This window comes from Nostoc sp. CCY0012, assembly GCF_963920855.1.
Classification (GTDB): Bacteria; Cyanobacteriota; Cyanobacteriia; order Cyanobacteriales; family Nostocaceae; genus Cyanocohniella.
In genome coordinates, this window is sequence record NZ_CAWUDM010000062.1 from 1 (window position 1) to 21850 (window position 21850).

Annotated in this window: 20 protein-coding genes; 8 read left to right on the forward strand and 12 right to left on the reverse strand. The window is 40.0% G+C overall.

Going from position 1 to position 21850, the window contains the following annotated elements; all coding sequences use genetic code 11:
* Nucleotides 1-170: 170 nt before the first annotated feature.
* From ACM0OS_RS17910 to ACM0OS_RS17920, 3 genes are all read left to right on the forward strand, one after another.
* Entirely contained in the window at nt 171-956 is a 786-nt protein-coding gene (locus ACM0OS_RS17910; protein ID WP_414544555.1) for a tryptophan-rich sensory protein, read from the forward strand.
* A gap of 62 nt (nt 957-1018) precedes the next feature.
* Nucleotides 1019-2245: a DUF4336 domain-containing protein gene (locus tag ACM0OS_RS17915; protein ID WP_414544556.1), complete on the forward strand. Its 1227-nt coding sequence runs from the start codon at nt 1019-1021 to the stop codon at nt 2243-2245.
* Between the two features lie 54 nt (nt 2246-2299).
* A complete protein-coding gene (locus ACM0OS_RS17920; protein WP_414544557.1) occupies nt 2300-3364 on the forward strand; it encodes an AI-2E family transporter in 1065 nt (354 codons plus the stop codon).
* 261 nt (nt 3365-3625) lie between these two features.
* Here the strand turns inward: ACM0OS_RS17920 and ACM0OS_RS17925 are convergent, their stop codons facing one another.
* On the reverse strand, nt 3626-4171 hold the full coding sequence (locus tag ACM0OS_RS17925; RefSeq protein ID WP_414544558.1) for a hypothetical protein: 546 nt from the start codon (nt 4169-4171) through the stop codon (nt 3626-3628).
* Between the two features lie 157 nt (nt 4172-4328).
* Nucleotides 4329-5684: an OB-fold nucleic acid binding domain-containing protein gene (locus ACM0OS_RS17930; protein WP_414544559.1), complete on the reverse strand. Its 1356-nt coding sequence runs from the start codon at nt 5682-5684 to the stop codon at nt 4329-4331.
* 193 nt (nt 5685-5877) lie between these two features.
* Between ACM0OS_RS17930 and gatA the strand changes: the two genes are divergently transcribed.
* Nucleotides 5878-7338 carry an Asp-tRNA(Asn)/Glu-tRNA(Gln) amidotransferase subunit GatA gene (gatA, locus tag ACM0OS_RS17935; RefSeq protein WP_414544560.1) on the forward strand — a complete coding sequence of 487 codons (1461 nt, stop codon included), beginning with the start codon at nt 5878-5880 and terminating at the stop codon, nt 7336-7338.
* A 287-nt stretch (nt 7339-7625) separates the two neighbouring features.
* Here the strand turns inward: gatA and ACM0OS_RS17940 are convergent, their stop codons facing one another.
* Complete coding sequence (locus ACM0OS_RS17940; RefSeq protein WP_414544561.1) at nt 7626-8444, reverse strand: helix-turn-helix domain-containing protein; 819 nt, start codon at nt 8442-8444, stop codon at nt 7626-7628.
* 175 nt (nt 8445-8619) lie between these two features.
* Here ACM0OS_RS17940 and ACM0OS_RS17945 point away from each other — a divergent pair, with 175 nt between their 5' ends.
* Nucleotides 8620-9513 (forward strand): alpha/beta hydrolase, encoded by an 894-nt coding sequence (locus tag ACM0OS_RS17945; RefSeq protein ID WP_414544562.1) that lies wholly within the window; start codon nt 8620-8622, stop codon nt 9511-9513.
* A 62-nt stretch (nt 9514-9575) separates the two neighbouring features.
* Here ACM0OS_RS17945 and ACM0OS_RS17950 read toward each other — a convergent pair whose 3' ends face one another.
* Nucleotides 9576-10193 (reverse strand): sterol desaturase family protein, encoded by a 618-nt coding sequence (locus ACM0OS_RS17950; protein ID WP_414544563.1) that lies wholly within the window; start codon nt 10191-10193, stop codon nt 9576-9578.
* A gap of 420 nt (nt 10194-10613) precedes the next feature.
* On the opposite strand from ACM0OS_RS17950, the gene ACM0OS_RS17955 reads away from it, so the two are divergent.
* Complete coding sequence (locus tag ACM0OS_RS17955; RefSeq protein WP_414544564.1) at nt 10614-11684, forward strand: helix-turn-helix domain-containing protein; 1071 nt, start codon at nt 10614-10616, stop codon at nt 11682-11684.
* A gap of 66 nt (nt 11685-11750) precedes the next feature.
* Here ACM0OS_RS17955 and ACM0OS_RS17960 read toward each other — a convergent pair whose 3' ends face one another.
* Entirely contained in the window at nt 11751-12341 is a 591-nt protein-coding gene (locus tag ACM0OS_RS17960; protein WP_414544565.1) for a thioredoxin family protein, read from the reverse strand.
* A 114-nt stretch (nt 12342-12455) separates the two neighbouring features.
* Here ACM0OS_RS17960 and ACM0OS_RS17965 point away from each other — a divergent pair, with 114 nt between their 5' ends.
* Nucleotides 12456-12860: an NIL domain-containing protein gene (locus ACM0OS_RS17965; RefSeq protein WP_414544566.1), complete on the forward strand. Its 405-nt coding sequence runs from the start codon at nt 12456-12458 to the stop codon at nt 12858-12860.
* 8 nt (nt 12861-12868) lie between these two features.
* On the opposite strand, the gene ACM0OS_RS17970 is transcribed toward ACM0OS_RS17965, so the two are convergent.
* From ACM0OS_RS17970 to ACM0OS_RS17995, 6 genes are all read right to left on the reverse strand, one after another.
* The gene (locus ACM0OS_RS17970; RefSeq protein ID WP_414544567.1) at nt 12869-13762 is read right to left on the reverse strand and encodes a hypothetical protein; all 894 of its coding nucleotides are present in this window, start codon (nt 13760-13762) and stop codon (nt 12869-12871) included.
* Nucleotides 13763-14014: 252 nt separating this feature from the next.
* The gene (locus ACM0OS_RS17975) at nt 14015-14389 is read right to left on the reverse strand and encodes a hypothetical protein (RefSeq protein WP_414544568.1); all 375 of its coding nucleotides are present in this window, start codon (nt 14387-14389) and stop codon (nt 14015-14017) included.
* Nucleotides 14390-14891: 502 nt separating this feature from the next.
* Nucleotides 14892-15386, reverse strand: a complete 495-nt coding sequence (locus ACM0OS_RS17980; RefSeq protein WP_414544569.1) for a hypothetical protein — start codon at nt 15384-15386, stop codon at nt 14892-14894.
* A gap of 12 nt (nt 15387-15398) precedes the next feature.
* A complete protein-coding gene (locus ACM0OS_RS17985; RefSeq protein WP_414544570.1) occupies nt 15399-15743 on the reverse strand; it encodes a cupin domain-containing protein in 345 nt (114 codons plus the stop codon).
* A gap of 46 nt (nt 15744-15789) precedes the next feature.
* Nucleotides 15790-16578, reverse strand: a complete 789-nt coding sequence (locus ACM0OS_RS17990; protein WP_414544571.1) for an SAM-dependent methyltransferase — start codon at nt 16576-16578, stop codon at nt 15790-15792.
* An 82-nt stretch (nt 16579-16660) separates the two neighbouring features.
* Complete coding sequence (locus ACM0OS_RS17995) at nt 16661-17416, reverse strand: EndoU domain-containing protein (protein ID WP_414544583.1); 756 nt, start codon at nt 17414-17416, stop codon at nt 16661-16663.
* Between the two features lie 179 nt (nt 17417-17595).
* Here ACM0OS_RS17995 and ACM0OS_RS18000 point away from each other — a divergent pair, with 179 nt between their 5' ends.
* On the forward strand, nt 17596-18387 hold the full coding sequence (locus ACM0OS_RS18000) for a hypothetical protein (RefSeq protein WP_414544572.1): 792 nt from the start codon (nt 17596-17598) through the stop codon (nt 18385-18387).
* 298 nt (nt 18388-18685) lie between these two features.
* Here ACM0OS_RS18000 and ACM0OS_RS18005 read toward each other — a convergent pair whose 3' ends face one another.
* Nucleotides 18686-21811 carry an alpha-mannosidase gene (locus tag ACM0OS_RS18005; protein WP_414544573.1) on the reverse strand — a complete coding sequence of 1042 codons (3126 nt, stop codon included), beginning with the start codon at nt 21809-21811 and terminating at the stop codon, nt 18686-18688.
* Between the last annotated feature and the right edge of the window lie 39 nt (nt 21812-21850).

The window sequence follows — 21850 nt, forward strand, 5'->3', positions numbered from 1 at the left end:
CGTGTTACTGTTTTTTCAACTTGAGACTCCAAAAAGTTTTCTGCACCACTAAGGGGTAGCCCTTACGACAAGCGAATCAGTCTGGAAAAATGAATGACGATTAGCTTATCAGCTTTCGTGAATGATTTAGGATAAATATAGAGCAATCATATAAGTTAGTTATTTATTCTATGCAGCAATCAAAATTTAGAAATTCCGGGGATTTGATTCGCCAGATAGCTACTTTGTTGGCAATTATCGGCGCTTTTTTAATTAATGTAATCTCAAATATTATGCCTCTAAATGGCATGAGTATAGGAGAAATTTCTAATACTTTATTTAACAATGTTTTAATTGTTCCTGCTAATTATGCTTTTGCAATTTGGGGGCTGATATACCTTGGTTTATTTGCATTGGCAATTTATCAGTTTCTCCCTAATCAAAGACAGGATTTAGACTTTCGTAATACAGGATATCTACTAGTAGTTGCATCAATTGCTCAAAGTGTTTGGGTATATCTTTTTCTTTCTAGATTATTTGCTTTGTCTGTAATTGCCATGTTGTTGATTCTGTTATCACTGATTGGTGTTTATGTGAAGTTAGAAATTGGCAAAAAGCGTGTATCTCAAATTAAGAAGTGGTGCGCGCATATTCCCATCAGTATTTATCTGGCTTGGATTAGTGTGGCGACTGTTGTCAATGTCGCTTGTGCGTTGTATTTCCAAGAATGGAATGGGTGGGGAATTTCTGCCGAATTATGGGCGGTCATCATGTTGTTTGCTGCTTTCTCAATTGCTGCCATCATTGCGATCCAGCGTCGAGATATTGCTTACACGGGAGTCACAGTATGGGCAGTTGTGGCGATCGCACTCAAGCACTGGAATATTTCTTTACTGAGGAACACAGCATTAATTTTGGCAATTGCTTTGGTTTTACTGATCACCATGAAAAGTTTACAAAAATCAACACCTGTTTAAATATCGCTGGCTAGTCCTGTCATACGTTAGAAAAAGGATAGTAGGAAGAACTGGATGAAACGATGAATGCACAGCAGGGAAATGAGCCGCCACAACAATGGATGCAACCAAGTAGTAATCCCCAAGATTGGTCATGGCATTTATGGACTGCATTACCGCTGTATCCCTACGGTAAACGGCGCACAGTTTGCCAGGAAATAGTCAAAGATACCATTTGGATATTTGATCAGCTGCACGGCATTCTCTACACCGTCGTGCCGATTCGGATGACTATTGTAAAGTTGCAAGCAGGCGGTCTTTTTGTCTATGCACCAGTGGCTCCGACAATTGAGTGTGTTCGCTTAGTTAATGAGTTGGTAAAAAAACATGGCGAAGTCAAGTACATTATTCTGCCAACTAGTTCTGGTTTAGAGCATAAAATCTTTGTTGGCCCCTTTGCCAGACGTTTTCCCCAAGCACAGGTCTTTGTAGCGCCTCATCAGTGGAGTTTTCCCATAAATTTACCTTTGCATTGGCTAGGATTTCCCCGAAAGCGGACTCAGGTGCTGCCAGAAGATAGTAGTCAAGCGCCTTTTGCTGATGATTTCGATTATGAGGTGTTGGATATCAATTTGGGGCGGGGATCGTTTGCAGAAGTGGCATTTTTCCACAGGCGATCGCACACTTTGCTGGTGACGGACTCTATTATGTCGGTGCCAGAAAATCCACCTGCTATTTTGGAATTAAATCCTGAGCCTTTGCTATTTCATGCTAGAGATCATGCCTTAGAAGTAGTTCCAGATAATTCAGTCAATCGCCGCAAGGGATGGCAACGCATTTCGCTATTTGCCATGTATTTTCGTCCTAGTGCCTTAGAAATGACTAAATTAGGGCAAATGTTTCTGGATGCTTTTAAAGCACCAAAGCGATCGCCCAAGGCTTATTTTGGGTTATTTCCCTTTCGTTGGCAAGAAAATTGGCAACAATCATTTGATGTTTTACGCGGAAATGGTCGTCCTTTTGTCGCACCGATTTTACAAATTCTGATTTTGCCCCAAGCACCCAAACAAGTAATCGACTGGGCTGATAAAGTTGCCACTTGGGATTTTCGCCAAATCATTGCCTGTCATTTTGATTCACCTATTACCGCTAGTCCCAGTCAATTCCGGCAAGCATTCAGTTTTCTAGAGAAGCAACCTGTCCTCAACCACAATCCGCCATTGTTAGAGGCGGACATGAAATTCATTAGGGAAATGGAAGCTGGTTTAAGGCGACAAGGTATTGCCAAACCGGGCAAGGAGAAGGTGTGATAGCTCCTAGATTGCTATGATTTCGGTAGCGTCAGTATATGAGCAAAACTTGATATGTGGTCTGGTGAAAAACTGCCCCGTTGGCTTAACTTAGGAATTACATTTCCTGTAATTTTTTTGAATATTTGGCTGATTTTACTGTTGGGTCAATACTTGCAGCCAATTCCTAGTGTTGTGCTAACCGCTAGTCTCGCAGCTTTCTTGCTAGACTTCCCGATTGTTTTTTTAGAACAGCGCCAAATGACAAGAACTTGGGCGATCGCACTTGTTTTGCTGTTCGCCCTGGCACTTTTAACTGTCATCACTTTCTTTTTGGGGCCTGTAGTATTTCAACAGCTAGTAGAATTTGGCGATCGCTTGCCTGCATGGATTGAAAAAGGCAGAACACAATTACAAAATATCGAGCATCAAACGATACTAGAAAATTTGCCTATTGATTTAAACGGACTTACGCTTCAGCTAACAAATCAAATCTCAACTACCCTCAGGTCTTTAACTAGTCGCATCATTAATCTCACCCTCGACACTATTAATATTGCTGTGAATTTTTCAGTCACGGTGGTGCTAACTATTCTTTTAGTTCTCAATGGTAAACAACTTTGGGACGGAATCTTTGGCTGGTTTCCGGCTGAATGGAATATGCGGATTCAAAGATCCCTACAACAAAGTTTTCAAGGATATTTTGCAGGACAAGCAATTATTGCTTTGATTCTCAGTGTAGTTTTATCGCTGACATTTGAAGTTTTGCAAGTCCCTTTTGGCTTACTTTTTGGTTTGGGAATCGGTCTTGCAAGTATTATTCCCTTTGGCGGTACACTTAGTACTATTCTTGTGAGCTTATTACTAGCATCTCAAAATGGTTGGCTAGGAGTCAAAGTGTTAGTAATATCAATCATTATTATTCAAATTAATGATAATGTTGTTGCTCCTCGCTTAATTGGGGGAATTACCGGATTGAATCCAGCTATTGTAGTCATTTCTTTACTCATTGGAGTCAAAATTGGCGGCTTTCTAGGTTTGATTTTAGCTGTCCCCACAGCCAGTTTTATCAAGAGAATAGCTGATACCATATATAGTTCTGTAATTACGGAAGAGGAACTGACTACCAGCCGTTCATGAAAGTAACTTAGTTATTGGTCATTGATGATTAGCTACTCTGTCATCTGACCATACCTTTTTTTCTGTTGATTATGTACCAAGTATGTAGGGTTTGTTGTCGCGCACCGTCAAAACTGCGCTCAGAATTTCGTTAGCCTATGGCATAAAATAATGGTAATACAGCGGGAAGAATATCCACATCACTTTTTGCCTCCCCTGCAAATAATTTATATTTCTGCATATACCTAAAATTTTTCTCGCCAACTTACATGAGAATTATAGTTAACAATGTTTACTCTTTTTATAATTTATGCGCCACTTTTCTAGCTCCTCTATAGAGATAGATTTAGTTATAACATTTACGCTATCTCCTCGCCAATCAACTTCTGAATCTGTTGTAAAAACCGCACATTCTAGTTGTTCTAGTCTGATATCCCAATATTGACTAAATCTACTTTTTAACGTAATAACTTGTTCAAAAACTTTGTTTCTATGCTTATTTCTTCTTTTTCTTTCTGTTGCGCCTTTAGCTTCTGTATCAATAAATTTGGTTTCAACTAAAAACAAATTACCTTCAAATGTCAGATAAACAAAATCACATTTGCCTAAATCTGTATAATCGGCAATGGGGGATTTTTCAAATAAAAGCAATTCGCAACATTTAGGAAATAAATCTTTAATATGTAAAAATAAATAAGCTTGTAATAAAAGTTCCTTATCATAAGGAAAAAGAATCACCCCTTCAAAAAATTGTTTAATATCTTCTTGGGTTTGGGGTTGGATTCTTTTGCAATAGGAAACAAATTTATATAAATCGTTTGCAATCATTCAGCTTTAGCTCCTTATCTTGGCGATCGCTTATGCACTCATAGCATCAAAAGATACTACTTAGCAGGCAAAATCACCAACCGCACAAGTAACTAAAAAAACTATTTAAGCCAATATTTTTCTAGTAATAATACTTATAAATTTAGTCATTACTGAATTATGAACTGCCAATCAGTGGTTTAAGATGAGCCGTAAACCTAGCATTTTGCAAAGCTTGCACTGTGATTCGAGAATCTTGCACACAAAACTGCCAGCCTAAACGCACCAATTTTCGGGAATTATCAGACTGTATAATTCCGATCACGGGCATTTTCGCTTTTTCTTTATCACCTGACTGTTCTTGCAAAATTGTTTTTAAGCGATGCAGTTCTTCAATATCAGAGGCTTGTTGAGGATTTAGTTCCACCATCACCATTTGCACTGTTTCCACTGGTTCTGCATCTTCAACAATCAGTTGTGTTTGGTCATCACGGCGGTCTACTTTACCCCAAATAATCAACCTCACATCAACTTGCAGTAAAAAACTAATGCGTTCATAAGTTTTAGGAAAAACCACCGCTTCAGTTTGTGCAGTTAAATCTTCTATTTGTAAAATTGCCATTGGATCACCTTTCTTGGTGATCACTTTTTTGACATTATTCAACATAATGACCACACAAACTTTAGTATCTTCTCTTTGTTCGTTGAGTTGAGAAAGATTAATAGGAGTTAGCAACGATGCTGATTGTCTTAAAGCTTTTAAGGGATGATCTGACACATAGAAACCCAACAATTCTTTTTCCATGCGTAATTTTTCCTGGGGAGGAAAATCCATCACCGATTCTGCTTTAGGAACTGCTTCAAAAGCCTTAGTTTTTGCTTGACTATTAGTGTTAGTAAAACCTCCACCTAATAAATCAAATAGATTACCTTGTCCGCTAGCTCTATCTTTAGCGCGGGACTGCGCCCAATCGTATACTAGTTCTAAATCGCGGATTAACTGTTGACGATTCGCTTCAATTTTGTCAAAAGCGCCGCAGTAAATTAGAGATTCCAAAGTCCGACGGTTGACAGCACGTAAATCCACGCGATCGCAAAAATCAGCCAGTGATTTAAACTCATTTCCCTCACTTCTAGCCTCCAGAATACAGGCGATCGCATTTTGTCCCACATTCCGCACTGCTGAAAACCCGAACAAAATCTTACCTGCTGCTGGTGTAAAATCCAGTCCAGAGCGATTGATATCAGGCGGATCGATGGGAATACCCATACTAGTACAGTTGTTAATATATTTTTGAACTTTATCTGTATCACCACTATTAGCAGTTAACAGCGCCGCCATATACTCCAAAGGATAATTAGCTTTTAAATACGCAGTTTGATAAGTTACATATCCGTAAGCAGTGGAATGGGATTTATTAAAACAATTAGAAGCAATCAAATTATTTTTAATAGCAAAATTATGGTCACGCGCCACCCCAATGTCATAGACATTCTCCTTAGCCACAGATTTACGAGCAACTATTTTGACCATCTTTCCTAACCCTTATGCTCATTTCTAGATTTAATAGTTTAACTTAGTCAGCACAAGAGAGATGAGGAAGTATTTTTATTCTTGTCCCCCACTCCCTACTCCCCACTCCCCACTCCCCACTCCCTACTCCCCAATACCCAGTACCCTGGAATATGTAATAAAATCAATCACTTGAGTCACAAAGAGAGCAATCATGGCATCCATCCGCGAGCTGCACGAACAGCTAATTCAAAAGGAACGTTCTGCTGTTGAAATTACCCAAGAAGCTTTAGATCGTATTCAAGCATTAGAGCCGAAATTACACAGTTTTCTACATGTAACGGCACAAAAAGCACTAGAACAGGCTCGTGCTGTGGATGCAAAAATCGCTGCTGGCGAAGAAATAGGACTGCTAGCAGGTATTCCCATTGGTGTGAAGGACAATATGTGTACCAAGGGGATTCCCACTACTTGCGCCTCCCGGATTTTGGAAAATTTTGTGCCGCCTTATGAATCTACAGTGACACAAAAGTTGCTGGATGCGGGGGCTGTAGTTGTGGGTAAAACCAACTTGGATGAGTTTGCTATGGGTAGTTCCACAGAAAATTCTGCCTATCAAGTTACTGCTAACCCTTGGGATACATCACGGGTTCCCGGTGGTTCCTCTGGGGGTTCAGCGGCGGCTGTGGCGGCTGATGAATGTGTAGTATCTCTGGGTTCTGATACTGGTGGTTCTATTCGTCAACCTGCATCTTTTTGCGGTGTAGTGGGGATGAAACCGACTTATGGCTTGGTTTCTCGCTATGGTTTAGTGGCTTATGCTTCATCTTTAGATCAAATTGGCCCATTTGGACGCTCAGTAGAAGATACAGCCATATTATTGCAGGCGATCGCAGGTTACGATCCGCAAGACTCTACCAGCCTCAAAGTGGAAATCCCTGATTATGTTAGTAGCCTAAAACCGGACTTGAAAGCTAGAGCCAAGTTGCGTATTGGGGTAATTAAAGAAACTTTTGGAGAAGGTTTAGACTCTGTTGTCGAGCAAGCTGTCACCAAAGCCATTGATCAATTACAAAGTTTAGGTGCAGAGATTCATATAATCTCCTGTCCCAACTTTCGCTATGGCGTACCTAGCTACTACATCATCGCCCCATCAGAAGCATCAGCTAACCTTGCTCGTTACGATGGTGTGAAATATGGGTTACGTGCTGAGGATGCAGATAATTTGTTATCTATGTATACTCGTACCCGTTCCACGGGTTTTGGTGCAGAAGTTAAACGCCGGATTATGATTGGTACCTACGCCCTTTCTGCTGGCTATTACGATGCCTATTATTTGAAAGCACAAAAAGTCCGCACCTTGATTAAACAAGATTTTGAAAGAGCATTTAAGACAGTCGATGTATTAGTTTGTCCCACTGCTCCCACCACAGCGTTTAAAGCCGGGGAAAAAGTTACTGATCCCTTGAGTATGTACTTGAATGACTTAATGACTATTCCAGTAAATCTTGCAGGTTTACCGGGTATAAGTGTACCTTGTGGTTTTGATGACCAAGGGCTACCTATTGGATTGCAACTTATTGGCAAAGTTTTACGAGAAGACCAACTACTTCAGGTAGCTTATGCCTATGAGCAATCAACTAAGTGGCATTTAGAACAGCCGCAAATATCTTAAGAGTGGGGAGTAGGGAATAGGGAATAGGGGAGAAAATTGACCAAAATTTTCCTCATCCCCTGATCCCCTAATTAAAGTCAGTTCGGGTTAAGGGCTAAATATCATTCCGCTAGAAAACTTGTCATTGCGACCGCAGGGAAGTAATCCCAAAACCCTTGTGTATCGCCAAAGCGTAAAGCCCTGACGGGCATGGCTACGCTTACCACGTATCGCTGCGGACAGATTATAAAGATTGATCCGAACTAATGACATAATCAAGGTTTCAGATTATCCAGAACTAAGGTTAATTACTGTTGAGCATAAGTTTCCGTTGTGAAGGTAACTTCCTTAATATCACCGTCATCCCCAAAAGGTTTTGCTGGTTGCTGATTCACAGAAATCAATACAGCACCGGCATTACCAGAGCGTACAGTCAATTTTTCTTTTGCTGTCCAAGTTCTCTGTGCGCCCTTGTTTAAATTCCCCATAAATTCGGTCTTATCATCTACAGTTACTTGTAACCATGATTTACCTTGAAGTTCTAAACTCACTTCCACATTATCTGTGTTGGCTGGCTTTTGGGGAGGAGCTATGAGCAACGGTGTTGTTTCGGAAGTTGAGACTGAGTTCTGTATCTGAGCCAAGGGTTCATCTGTAGGCGTTACAGGTGTTGTTGTTGCTGCTTGAGTGGTAACTGAGTTTTGTTTTTTCGCTATAAATTCTGTGATCACTTTTGAATTGAGTACATAGATCACTCCGACAGCAGCAAGTGCTAATAAGAGAACGTAGGGAACAAAATTAGGTATGTATGTGGTTGTTTTCTTGTCTAAATTTTGACTATTATTATAAGTAGCGTATTGAGGAAAATCGTTAATTGTCAAAGTATTAGCTAAAGTCGCTCCGTCTAATCCTACAGCATCCCCATAACGACGGATAAATCCTTGAACATATACAGGTTCAGGCAGTTCTTCAAATTTTCCTGCATCTAAGGCTTTCAAGACAGTTAATTGAATGTTTGTGCGTGCAGCTATTTCTTCTATACGTATGGATCTATCTTGTCTGACTTTGCGTAAATATTGAGTTATTTCCTGTAATTGCTCTTGTTGAGCTTCATTTGCGAGCTTCACAGTCTTCTCCTCTTAATGACTAAATCTTGACTTTACATAAGCAATATTACTTACGTGTAGTCAATATTTGTACTATTCACAATATTGAGATAATTTTATAGGGAAAATACCGACTTCGCTTGCTTTATAAAGAGTTCTTTTTGATAAATATTTGTTAAAGTATAAATCCTAGTGCATGAATATAAAAAAACTGCAATTTTCAATGCAATTGTGTTTTAAGTTGCTACTTATGGTAGAGGTAGTTGCACTTACCGCCTACCTTGCCATTTGTGTGTTTCTGGTTGTTAAACAGCCGCGGTTAATCTTCTTTCCCTCTAATGTTATTGAAAAGACACCAGAGTTTTTTAATCTGCCATACGAGGAAGTATGGTTACCTGTACCAGTTAGTTCAGGTAAGGTGGAACTAGTTCATGGTTGGTGGCTCAAAGCCCAGCAGCCAGATGAGAAAGTCTTGTTGTATCTGCACGGTAACGGCATTAATATTGGTGCAAACATTGGTCATGCCAAGAGGTTTCATCAACTGGGATTTTCCGTACTCCTAATTGATTATCGCGGGTATGGTCGCAGTGAAGGGATGTTTCCTAATGAAAAGCGGGTTTATGAAGATGCCGTTGTAGCGTGGAATTACCTGACACAAGAGAAACAGATTTCACCAAGTAGAATTTTTCTTTACGGTCATTCTCTGGGTGGTGCAATAGCTATTGATTTGGCAGTCAAACATCCAGAAGCTGCGGGATTAATTGTGGAAAGCTCGTTTACCTCTATCCGGGATGTAGTGGCTTATAGAAACTTGTTTCGGATTTTCCCTGTAAATTTACTTCTAAATCAACGGTTTGAATCTATTAAAAAAGTACCACAGTTAAAAATGCCAGCTTTATTCATTCACGGTACTGCCGACACTACTGTGCCATCTTTTATGAGCCAACAATTATATAGCGCTGCTCCTGAACCGAAAAAACTATTTTTAGTTCCAGCCGCAGACCATAATGATACTGCTGTAGTCGCTGGTGTGGAATATCTGCAATGGGTGAAGTCTTTTGTTCAACAGGTAAAAGCTCATAGTTACTAAATAATTACTGTGGGGTAAACCAACATTAAAAACCCTTAGTTTTATCCCAACCAAGGAAAATTTTAGCGATGTAAATCACCTTCATAATTAAGGTCTTGAGTACCTAGCAGTTTGTCCCACAACGTAAAATACAAGCCGTAGTGGATAGTGTACTGGCGATGATGTATTGAGTGATGTGTCGGGCCGATGAACCACTTTCCGAGCCAGTGGCTTTTGAACGACGAGGGAAATAGCTCGAATCCCAGATGATTAAACACTGCCCATATGGTCATGGTCATCAGCGCGGCAACTAAAGTAATGAAATGGAGCGGGACTAGGAAGACTACACCTACAAAGAAGAGCGCCTGTATAATCGCCTCTGGCGGATCAAATGCGAAGGAACTCCAAGGTGTGGGATCTATTGAAGAGTGGTGTCCAAAATGTATCCATCTAAAAAGCCAGCGGTTGTGAAAGATCCGATGAATAAAGTAAAAGTATGTATCCTGAAGAATAAGCAACGCCACAAAACTGACTGCTAAATACCACAGTCCATATTCACGTAAGTCAGTGTACAAGAGAGTTACTCCCAAATCGTATTCTGAGATGATCAGCGCTGCACAAAGAGCAAAAATCACCGCAGAGAGAATTGATAGTTTGATATCCTGCCAAATCAACCGACTCACCGGTGGCTTTAAACGCAAACTCCGTTTAGCAAGAAACTTTCCGAGAACCAAATAAAAGAGCAAGTACGCTCCCCCTGCAATCAGAAAGTATCGGGCAAAAATAATCCCGAAGAAAATAAACGAATACAAGCAAAATGAGTGGTTCGTCAATTTAACGTTTTCTCCTTCGGATAAACTAATATTCGATGGCGAATAACTTGACCACTATGACAATCCGGCGTAAGTCTTTTCTATATCTTATGTCTATATTGAAACCGAGGCGCATTTGCCGCAAACCAAGATTTTAGAAATTCAGAATTATTTTTAATTCAGTATATTTACTAGGTTTAAAGAAGTAAAGTATAAAAAGTGCCAAAATATCCGGATATTGCAGCTAAGAAAACGACAAATTATAAAGATTTAAATTTTTTTGCCTGAATGCCGGGAGCGACTTACATCATGACTATGACACCTGTGTATTTATTAACTATTCCAGGAAATCACAGTATTAAAATTTCTCAAGATAAATTGCGATCGCTCTTAGGTGAGATTGAAACTGAACTTCATAGCAGTAAAGTTTATCAGCAGGCGATCGCAACAGTACAAAAGTTGTTGGGGTCTTCAGCAGAACAAGCCAAGATTTTGCTTAAAGCTGTGGGTAGAGAGGCTATTGGTTTAGCCTTCCAGCAATTTGCACAACATCAAAAATTGACAGAACATCCACAAAATATAGACCATACAGATACTGATAGTCTTTCACCAAGTGTAAAATTAGCCAAGACTAGTGACGGATCAAGTATTAAAGGAGACAATATAAACAGTAGTATAAATGCTACTCAAACAAAGGTATCATCTACAACTACTGTTAATCCATTCAGCAACTCAGAAATCGACTTTCCAGGTAAAACACTGATGCAATGGTTCAAGCCCAACAAAACACCCTCTAAAACCGAAATAGCCAAGGAAACGGCAGCCGAACAGCGCTTAACCACTATGTGCCAAATCGGTCAGCAACTTAGGCAAGCTCGTGAATCTCAACGCCTTTCTTTAAAACAACTAAATATATATACTCACATACCAATTCATCAGATGGAAGCCATAGAAAATGGCAACTTAGAATCATTGCCAGAAGATACCTTGGTACGTGGATTTATTCGAGTTATGGGGAACTCTTTGGGACTAAATGGCACTAATCTAGCTGCTTCTTTACCAATACCCAATATGGCAACATCAGTCATACCATCTTGGCATCATTCCCCAAAAACTACTGGAAGATTGGGACTAGAAGTACGCCCTCTGCATTTGTATTTCGGCTATACAGCCCTTGTCGCTGGGGCAGTAGGAGGATTATCTTTGATATCTCAGCCTGCTGATAATGGTAGGGCCCTGAATCCGGAGGTGATGAATCCCCCGTCTGCTTCTACTCCTCAATCATCTCCTAAGTCTGAAGTAACTGTTAAACCAGGGTTACAGTCTAGTAATGTTGGCATCAGCCTGAGATCGGGTATCGCACCACCAGAGGCTTTTTAAGGTTAATCCGTCATTATTAACGTGCAGTCTCCCACGGAGGCGCACGTTAGATTGTGGAAACCTTCGTCAGTTCACTACCTGACTACCATGACTGCGGGGGTCATCTTGACTGTTAGCTGGTGCAACTGGGGCGGAAAATTTGGAAACTTGCCCGCTAGTTTGGGCATAGGGTAAGGATGAACCAGCAACTAAAGCTTCTAAGTTACTGGCCATGACTGTGTGGGTTTGATCACCGATAGCCTGTGCGATGGTTTCTCCGTTGTTATCTAAAAATACAAAATGAGGAATACCATCTACACGGTATTTCAACATTTCTGGTAGCCATTTGGTATTATCTACGTTCAACATGACAAAGTTAACCTTGTCAGTATATTCCTGTTCTAGTTGGGCTATATCTGGGGCCATTTTTTGGCAAACAGTACACCAATTAGCATAAAATTCCACGATTGAGGGTTTGCCGTTGCTAATAGCGACTTCTAGGGGTGTAGATGCTTGATCTAAGTCTGTCAGAGAGGCCGAATTTGTCTCAGTTTGTAATCCCAAGACTAAAGCTACACTAAGAGCGATCGCCACTATGGCAATTAAGAAATTTCTCACACGCGCCCCAGTTGTAGTTTCTGGCTTGGCAGAAGAATTAATAGATGATTCTGTAGTCATAACAAATTTATTAAAACTTATTAAGCACGGTCATTATTTTAGTGTACCTCTTTCTCCTATGCCCCCTCTGGAGTTGTTTGTACGCTACAACAGAACAAACCCTCTGCGAAACCTGTGAAAAAACGAGTCACTCTGACGTTTCCTAAACGCGCCATTCAAATGCCAGTCACTTACGTACTGGCAAAGGAATTTAATGTAGCGGCAAATATTATCCGCGCCCAAGTGGCCCCTAACCAAATAGGCAAACTGGTGGTGGAATTATCAGGAGACATTGATCAATTGGATGCAGCTATTGAGTGGATGCGATCGCGTCACGTCAGTGTTTCCCATAACTTAGGTGAAATTGCCATCGATGAAGATATCTGTGTTCATTGTGGCTTGTGTACTGGGGTTTGCCCCACAGAAGCCCTGAGTCTGCACCCAGAGACATACAAATTGACATTCACGCGATCGCGCTGCATCGTCTGTGAACAATGTATTCCTACATGTCCTGTGCAAGCGATTTCCACAAATCTTTAAATGACAAATTAAAACTGATAAGACACTCCCAAAGATATAACTGGATAAATACTATATCCCTTTAGCTCCTTCTCCAGTTCTTTGGTTTCTATAGCGAAGTCTTGCAATATTTGATTTCGCAAAGCCACATTGTTGATATTCGGTGTTAAATTTACTTGGGGTGAGCCAGCAAACATTACACCTAAATTAGCCGAAAATCCCCAGCGTTGACCTTTTTTAAATGGATTTCCCCAACCAATACCAATATACGGTGCAACTTGATTAGGTAAGGCAACCTTGCCCTTCACAGACTCAATATCAGCCGTAGTATAAAAGTTATTATTGTAGACAAATACCTGATTATTTTTAATTTTGGCGTTTCCTGTGACTTCTGTATTATGAAATACAATACCTCCGGTCATGCGAAAACCAGAGTTATTAAATGGATGATAATCTAACACAGTCGAAACATTGAAAAGATTTAATTTAGCTTCGTAAGTAACTGCATTTTCTCGTCTTTGATAGTTGCCGACATCAATGGCACCAGTGTTTAAACCTACTCTACCAGTAAGGTTAGGTGTGACTGATTTTATTACTGATGCGCCTAAACCCAAGGTACTTACTTCCGGAGTGACAGCCCAACCATGATTTTGTTGTGGTATTTCAGGATTCACAATAGTCTGTTCAACTATTTCTGGTTGTGAAGCTGGTTCAGAAAGTTGATGACAACGAGTATTGAAGGGATAGTCTGTACAGAATTTCTCTAAGTCAATGATGTTATTGACAAGTTGGTAATCCAGAAACAAATCATCTTGAGTTTGTAAATCAGCAGTATTAGCCGTTACTGGCTGAATCATCAAATCCGAAACCAAACTAGTAGCAATTAATCCAAGTACTGATAAACTGAAACGACATCTATTCATTAGTCAACTAAATTCATACCAAGTAGACCACATTATATAAGTTATGTTTCTCTATTTTTTTGTGGGTATGACAGTTTACAGACTTGTATTTTTGTTTTATTATCTCAATTTAACTTACTACTATATTAGAAATTCAAAGTCTCTCTCCTACAAGGAGAGAGATTTAGAGAGAGGTTTTCCAGATACCGCGAAAAATTTGTTACTCGATAGAGGTGGGTATTTCACTAGAAAAGCATAATCTTTTCAGGAGAATTAACCAAACCAATGAGACGGTTCACAACCTGTCTGAACTGTTTCACAAAGATGAAGGTTAATCCAATCTGACTTTTCTTGCATGATAGAGCAAATACCTTGATGAATCAAGTTTTGCAGGTGTATTTGCTGCCCTAAAGGACTGCGGGGTAACTTGTGACTTAATAAGCTTTCTTCTGGTAAATCTGGCAGATAAATTTGTTCTTCAGATACGGCTTTATAAATGCGGGGTACGCGGTTGAGAACAAAAGTAATTAACTCTTGGCGTAAGTCAGAAAGTGCAAAAGCTTGTTGATAGTGATATGGATATGTATCCAAGACACTTTCAATCTCTCCTAGGACTGATTGGTGGGTTAAATTAACAAGTGTTTTCATAGTTTTTTAACTCCTCTTTTATGTGGTCAGTAATTTATGCAAAGAGCAAAACCCTAGCAGCTTAAATTGAAAACTATTGAGAAATCATCCAAGTATATATCCTCTAAAAATAAATCTCACTTTTTTTTCAGAGAATATTCAGCGGTCTAGATCTGACGACTTTAGTTAAAGTTGCTGCTAAATAAGAACATGAATACTAAAAACAGTATTCAATCTACTGGTGCAGCACTGATGTGTTATGTCTATGATTTTAATTATTTATTCTAATTATTTGTTTTTGACTAAAAAACGCAACAAAACGCATCATAACTTAGCAGGGAGCAATTTTAGGTTTAAATTAAATAATGTTAAATATGGCATAGTGGCACTATATTATCTATTTACATTATTTATTAATTATCGGCATAATTTTTCCTATAGACTGAGAAATTTATATTTCAGAATCACAGTTATTTATGTCTTGATGCTCCGGATCATCAAAACTAAGTGGCATCTTATTTCACTAAAGGGCTACTAAACTTGACTTATCTTGTTCACGGGCTGCAACTACTAAAACTAAACATAATGCAGCCACAGCTTTTTGCCATTCTTGTCTGATTAGCTCATTTTCTACACCTGCAAACATTCCTACCAACCGAGGAACAGCAGCTTCTAAAGCCATACGAGGAACTGGACGGTGTAATTGAACCAAATGGGTGAGACTTTCCTGATTATTCACAAAATCAACAACCCATTTTGTTGTGTGGTCTGAGCTATCAGGAACCCGCTTAATATCTAACTCATTTTTCAACCAGTAATAAAAAGACGGTAATTCCTTAGCTAAAATGGCGCCGGCTGTAGGTAAAGTTTCCCTCAGTAAATCAATATCTAAGCTATTTAGTTTTTCTTGCAACTCAGGTGAATTAAGAAACTCAGTTAGTGGTTTTGAGAAGATAGCTTCTAATTGAATTGGAGAAATATCTAGATGTTGAGTGAAAGTTGAAACTAATAATGACATTTGAAAAAAATCCTATTTATTTGTTACTTTTTCAGATAGTGTCAGCAAGAAAGCTAAATTTTCCTCAGCTTTTAAAGCATGGGGTGCATTAGCAGGCATAAAGATAAATACTCCAGGTTCAAGAGTAATATCTTCACCTGATAAATTCAGTACTCCTTTGCCTTCTAGAACATTAACAGTGGCATTGCGAGTAGAAGTATGCTCGGAAATCTCCGTAGTAGCTGCCAAACAAAATAGAGTATATTGGCAGGCTTGATCTTGAATTAGAACTTTGCTGAAAACACCAGCACGAGGATATTCAATTTGTTCTCGTAATTGGGTAACGAGAGATTGCTTAGATATTGTTTGATTAGTCATGTTTTTCTGTTATTGGTTTGGTTGTTTATCAGAAATAAACTTGTCGTTAGTAATCATCATCTTCAGCCACAGCACAGAGAATGATATAGCCTAATTCGTGGCGGTATTTGTTGAAGACATGGCGCATTTTTAATACTCGTTGGCGAATAGATTTCTGCGTGAAGATATTCCACAAGATATATATAGTGTTCAAAATACCTTCATCTTGAAACATCCGCTCTAAGTTCAATAAACTCATGGTTCCAGTTTGATATTTCTGTACTTGCAGTCCTGTCGTTGCACAAGCTGCAATCCAGTTCGCTGCTGAAAGTGGTGTGGAATTAACTCGAATTACTCTTGCTAAATCGGCGCGAATTTCTTCTTCTTTGTCAGTAGCTAATAATTCATGGGAGAGAAACTTACCTCCCGGTTGCAGTCGATGATGAATTTCTGTTAATAGCCGGGCTTTTCCTGCTGGGGGCTGCATTGTGAGAATAGCTTCAGCTAAAACATAATCAAACTTCTCTGGTATTGCATCCAGATGAAAAATATCGCCTTCAATGATTTCAACTTGATTTGCTAATCCAGCTGTGCGGACGTTTTCTCGCGCCCGAACTACACTATCAGGATTTTTTTCCACCCCTACTACTTTGACATGGTAGCGTTGGGCCAGAGATATTGCACTGTATCCAAAGCTAGAAGCTAATTCTAAAACTGTTTCACCAGGCTGAAAGTTCGCCCATTGGCATAATTGTTCTGTAGCTATTCGTCCACCGGGACGCAGATATTTTTTACCTGCGGCGGCTAAAACTTGATGTCCGGAAGCCGTTGGGAAATTGAGGATAGTGTTGGTCATCTCTGTGACCCTCTGAACTGGTTATATCCTCAATTTGCCAGAAATTGATGATGCTGTCTCTGAGGTAGCTCAAAGAAGGAAATTAAGTTTTACATTTTGCTCCTTGGGGAGTAGCATCGGGGTAGAACGTAACTATAGCCTTCTGTCTCCGCACAAAAACTTTGGGAAAAGTTTTTCCAGTATCCTGGTCGCGGACATTGAAAATACACGCTCCCTCAGAATTTCCTTGGAGCTTAAAGATTTTGGTAGCATCTAAAAGCATTTCTTGAGCATTACTGAGGTAGCTGTAGCCTTTAATAACATCTGTGATTGTGCGGTTTCCTTGTTGAATAACTACACCCATTGTATAAATTACACCAGGGACAACTTCCTCTCGCCTTTGATTATTTGGTAAGCGTCCGCCAATTCCCTCATTTTGTAACTGTAAATATCTACCGTAAAAATGCAAGCCACCAATATCATTAGCGCTCTTGATTTCTCCACAAAAAATATGTTCAAAGCCCCGATTTTTAAACCAAATATCACTTAAATCTTCTAAAAATTCGGTTTTATTCTTGCGTCCAGGACGTAGCTCCCCGCCGTTATCTGTCTGAAGCTTCTGCAATACATCTGGGTAAGAAGACAACAACTGTTTAAATTTATTGGGGGTGACTCTTGTTCCTATAGGGCCGCAGATTTTGAGGACAGCTTGGTCAAAAGAATTAAGTAGAGGTGGGGGTGGTGTAATGTCTAATTTTTGCCCTCTGGGGAATCCTACAGGAACAGGATTGTTTACATTATCGAAAAATGGCAGAAGTGTAGTTGCTGGCTGAGACTGTGCTGGTGGAGTATTTTGCATTCCTAACAAGCCAGCTAGGACTAATAAAGTGACTCGACTTGCTATCCGTCGAGATAGCTTTTTTGCAGGTTGGAGTTGTATTTCTGGCATACAGAATATGTATTTGTACTTAGTGATAAGTCAATTGAGTTTTAGGGGAATACTCAAGATATGAGTTAAGTCTTTTATACTCCAACCCGATGAAAATTGTAGAAGAAACTCGTACCCGATTGCGGTTACAGCACAGACCAGTCAATAAATGGTTAAGTGGGGCGTGTCTTTTTATTGGCTGCTGGGGTTTTTTAATTTACTGTATATTTTTTGAATTTGCGTCCGCTAGATTAACTTGCGATCGCGGAGCGCGCGTTTTAGGCGATCGCCCTCTATCTGATCAACTAAACTGTGAATTGAGGCGTTCTAGTTTGCTGGGTAGGAAGGAACGGCTAAGAATTTTTGATATACAGGAAGCCTATGTTAAAACTACTAGACAAAGTAGGGGTGGGAGTAGTCATCAAGTAATTATTGTTACTTCCCTGGGGAATCGTTACTTAATATCTAATCTGAGTTATCAAGAAAATCAACAGGTTGTCCAGCAAATTAACAATTTTATTTATTCTAAACAGCAATCTTTATTCGTTAGTAAAAATCAATTTGGCTTTTTGTATTTTGTAATTTTAGGTATATTATTGGTGATGATTATTAATGGTTTTGTCGCCACATCACCTGTCAGCAACTGTACTTTTTATAAAAGTATGAATAAACTACTTATAGAACGCAAGGGTTTGCGTGGTCAACAAATTATAGAGGAACCGCTAGAAAAGATTCTCCGTGTAGATATTCGAGACAAAAAATTTAAATATTCCCAGCTTTATCGCGCTGTAATTGTGTTGCAATCTTATGAGGAGATTCCTATTAATCCAGAATATACTGATGAAAAGAGTGTTAGATATGCTGTTTCTAGAATAAATTCTTTTTTGAATGTTAGGGGTTAAAATTAAATTCAGTTACTTGGGCAATGCTATAAGCAAGTTATTATTATAGTGGAACAGACAAGATACCTGTTCCACAATTGTTATTATTCTAAGTAGGACGGCGTAAATAATTAAAGGTTTGTAGTGAGTTAGCGCGATCTTGGGGGTCTCCCCCATGAGCGACTAACGTTCGCGTCAGCGTGCCGGAGGCATCACTCGAAGAGTGAGGACTTTAGTCCTCAAATAAGGGCTAAAGCCCTTACTACGAAATGAATTTTAATTATTTTACATTGCTTAACATAGTTTAATTTTTTCTCGCCTACTTACTTAAAGGTTTATTCAGCACTACCTGGAAGCTAGCAATCTTCCAAGGCTGGATAGTTAAACTTTGTGGTTGAGATGAGGAACGTTCTAATAAATCTACTGTATCGCCTAAACTCATCTCTAAATCACTTTGCAAAGATAACTCGGCTGTTTCTCCGTGACATTCATAACAGCGTAAAATTAACTGCTGAGGATTATCTTCTGCTGGCTTTAAGGCCATTAAAATTAAATTTTCAGCTGCTAAATCGAGAAAACTTACACCTTGGGAAGCGCTAATGCTGGAATTTTGAGTGTTGAATGAATTTACTATCACTTGTAACGGGATATTTAATTCATAACCACGCTTGACTGTATGGGCTGATTCCCAGGTACCAGCGTGAGGATACAAAGCATAGGTAAATTCATGAAAGCCTCGGTCAGTTTCTGGGTCTGGCCAATGCGGACTGCGTAGTAATGTTAAGCGTAATTGATTGGGTTGACTGTCGTAACCGTATTTACAATCATTCAGCAAACTCACACCGTAAGTTTCCCCAGTTAAGTCGGCCCAACGTAACGCCGGGACTTCCCATTTGGCTTTTTCTGCGGGTGTCTGGGGTTGGGTGGGGCGACGAATTGCACCGCAGGGAATTTCGTATGTAGCAAAATCTGCTTCCACATTTAAAGGAAAAGCCGCTTTCACCATTACTTGATTTTCTCGCCAATCAACAGTTGTTTTAATTTTGAGAATAGCAGAACCTTTTTCGAGAATATAATCTTGGCAAAATTCTGATTTACCGATTGTTCGCACCACACGCACACGACTACGCAATTCTCCTGGTTCTAGATAAGAAATAGCTGAAAGTTTGGCTGGTGGTAAAGGATGTTGAGCATAATTAGGGTCAATATTCCAAGCATCCCAGTATTGACCACTATCTTGAAAGGCTTGTAGTTGATTTCCTAAACCATTGAGAACTTCGCGCTGCTGAATTTTGTCAAAAACGCTGGCTAAATCACCTGTTAGTTCGTCAACTGTAACTCGCAAATACTCGTTTTCTAACACATAGTTTTCTTGTGGTTGTTCAGAAGATTGTAGGTTAGGTTTACCGGGACATAACCAAAAGACACGATAACCACAAGCCGGAATATCATTGGCGAAAAAGGAGACTGATATGCTGGGTATTTCGCCACTAAAACAGCTTTGAGAGAGTACCTCATTTCCCTCCATGTCATAAATTTGCCCAAATTCGCCATCTGGGAAAACAATTTCTACTACCTCAGAACGTTGCCAATTGAGAGCATTGAATACGAAGATGGCTTTAGCTTCAGGGTGGGGTGGTGGTGGTAAAATAGCTTGTGATGCGATCGCCCGCAATGATTGTTGTAATATATTGGTTCCTACTTGTTCCACTTGTTGCCACTCTGGTAGGGCATCTTGATAAACTTGGGTAATGGAAGAACCAGGCAAAATATCATGAAACTGGTTAAATAATACCTGCTTCCAAGCGGTTTCTATTTCGGCTTGGGGATATGACACACCACAGCATACTGTGGCTAAAGTCGCAAATAATTCAGCTTGATACAACAAATCTTCACAACGTCGATTCCACTGCTTTTGGTCTGCGTGGGTGGTGTAGCAACCACGATGAAATTCTAAGTATAGTTCGTCATTCCAGGTGGGAAATGGGGAATGAGTTTTGATTTGTTGGAGATATTTTTCTGAAGAGGTAAATTCTAAATCTGGGAAGAGGGGGGATTTTTGCCAGCGTTGGGCAGTTTCTAACATATCACGGGTGGGGCCGCCGCCGTGGTCACCGACACCGGGAAGCCAAAGTGCGTCTTGTAAATCGGTTTGGGTTTGCCATTCACATAAATATGATGCCATTTTCACCGGATCAATGCTTTCACCGATGAGTGCAGACATGACACTAAAAATTTCACTACCATCAGGCGATCGCCACCAAAAAGCCCCATAATCAAACTTAGTTGTGTCATTCCAGCGCAACTTCTGAGTCACAAAAAACTCAATCCCCGCATTCACCAAAAACTGCGGTAAAGTCGCACAAAACCCAAAGGTATCGGGTAACCAAGCCACAGTAGACAACTTACCGAACTTTTCTAATACATAGCGCTGTCCATACAATAACTGTCGGACTATGGATTCACCAGAAATCAAATTCAATTCCGGTTCCACCCACAAACCGCCCACAACTTCCCAACATCCAGCCGCCACCGCTGCTTGAATAGCCCCAAATAAATCAGGACGGTGTTCTTCCACCCAAGCATAAAGCGCCGGCGTAGAGTGACAAAAAATCAACTCGGAAAAATCTGCTTGTAACTTCAACACCGACTCAAAAGTACTTTGCGCCGCCCGCCAAGTTTCACTCACAGTCCAAAGCCATGCTAAATCTAAATGAGCATGACCCACTAAATATATCTTCCCTTTTTCCTTACCCCACCCACAAGCAGCCAAAAAATCCGACTCAATTAACCTTTCCCGTAATATTTTTATGAACTCTTCCTTCGCGCCTTGAGGGTTTATTATCTCCCCCACCACCTCAGCCAACTCAGCCAACCTTTCAGGCGCTAACCTTTCCACACAAAGCTGTACCACCGCCAACTCATCAGCCACAAAACCCGGAGTTACCCCATCATCAGACTCAAAAACCAAGAGCGATCGCACTAAAGCACCATTATCATGCCCAGGACTCACCAATCGCAAAGCCACAATAAATTCTTCACCAGGAGTCACCCCTGGACTCAAAAGCACTCGCGGCCAACAATCAAATAAATCACCCTCCAGAACTAACTCCCCATTCACATAAATCTCAGCCGCATCAGCCCACCAACCCAAAGCCAACCGCAAAGACAACCCAGCCAACGGATACCCATGTAAATCCGAGGGAACTACCACTGTTTGCACCAGCCAAAGGACTTTTTTCCCGCCTGTCCAAGCAATATGTTCTTTAGCATTTAACTGGGCTATTGGCCAATTAGCAAAATTAGATACATTAATTTCAGTAATATTCAGGTGAGATTCTTGGTATAGCCAAGTAGACTGTATATTAACTTGACAACAAGAGCGCAATTGTTCAATCACGTCCGAGATCAATTTAGTCTGAGATTTCCATATGGGAAGGGTCATAATTTTCGCTAAGATAAGGTCACTGACGATAATAAACAG

Coding starts and splice junctions, on each gene's coding strand:
- ACM0OS_RS17910 (WP_414544555.1), top strand. CDS start 171: ATGCAGCAATCAAAATTTAGAAATTCCGGGGATTTGATTCGCCAGATA.
- ACM0OS_RS17915 (WP_414544556.1), top strand. CDS start 1,019: ATGAATGCACAGCAGGGAAATGAGCCGCCACAACAATGGATGCAACCA.
- ACM0OS_RS17920 (WP_414544557.1), top strand. CDS start 2,300: ATGTGGTCTGGTGAAAAACTGCCCCGTTGGCTTAACTTAGGAATTACA.
- ACM0OS_RS17925 (WP_414544558.1), bottom strand. CDS start 4,171: ATGATTGCAAACGATTTATATAAATTTGTTTCCTATTGCAAAAGAATC.
- ACM0OS_RS17930 (WP_414544559.1), bottom strand. CDS start 5,684: ATGGTCAAAATAGTTGCTCGTAAATCTGTGGCTAAGGAGAATGTCTAT.
- gatA (WP_414544560.1), top strand. CDS start 5,878: ATGGCATCCATCCGCGAGCTGCACGAACAGCTAATTCAAAAGGAACGT.
- ACM0OS_RS17945 (WP_414544562.1), top strand. CDS start 8,620: ATGAATATAAAAAAACTGCAATTTTCAATGCAATTGTGTTTTAAGTTG.
- ACM0OS_RS17955 (WP_414544564.1), top strand. CDS start 10,614: ATGACTATGACACCTGTGTATTTATTAACTATTCCAGGAAATCACAGT.
- ACM0OS_RS17960 (WP_414544565.1), bottom strand. CDS start 12,341: ATGACTACAGAATCATCTATTAATTCTTCTGCCAAGCCAGAAACTACA.
- ACM0OS_RS17970 (WP_414544567.1), bottom strand. CDS start 13,762: ATGAATAGATGTCGTTTCAGTTTATCAGTACTTGGATTAATTGCTACT.
- ACM0OS_RS17975 (WP_414544568.1), bottom strand. CDS start 14,389: ATGAAAACACTTGTTAATTTAACCCACCAATCAGTCCTAGGAGAGATT.
- ACM0OS_RS17980 (WP_414544569.1), bottom strand. CDS start 15,386: ATGTCATTATTAGTTTCAACTTTCACTCAACATCTAGATATTTCTCCA.
- ACM0OS_RS17985 (WP_414544570.1), bottom strand. CDS start 15,743: ATGACTAATCAAACAATATCTAAGCAATCTCTCGTTACCCAATTACGA.
- ACM0OS_RS17990 (WP_414544571.1), bottom strand. CDS start 16,578: ATGACCAACACTATCCTCAATTTCCCAACGGCTTCCGGACATCAAGTT.
- ACM0OS_RS17995 (WP_414544583.1), bottom strand. CDS start 17,416: ATGCAAAATACTCCACCAGCACAGTCTCAGCCAGCAACTACACTTCTG.
- ACM0OS_RS18000 (WP_414544572.1), top strand. CDS start 17,596: ATGAAAATTGTAGAAGAAACTCGTACCCGATTGCGGTTACAGCACAGA.
- ACM0OS_RS18005 (WP_414544573.1), bottom strand. CDS start 21,811: ATGACCCTTCCCATATGGAAATCTCAGACTAAATTGATCTCGGACGTG.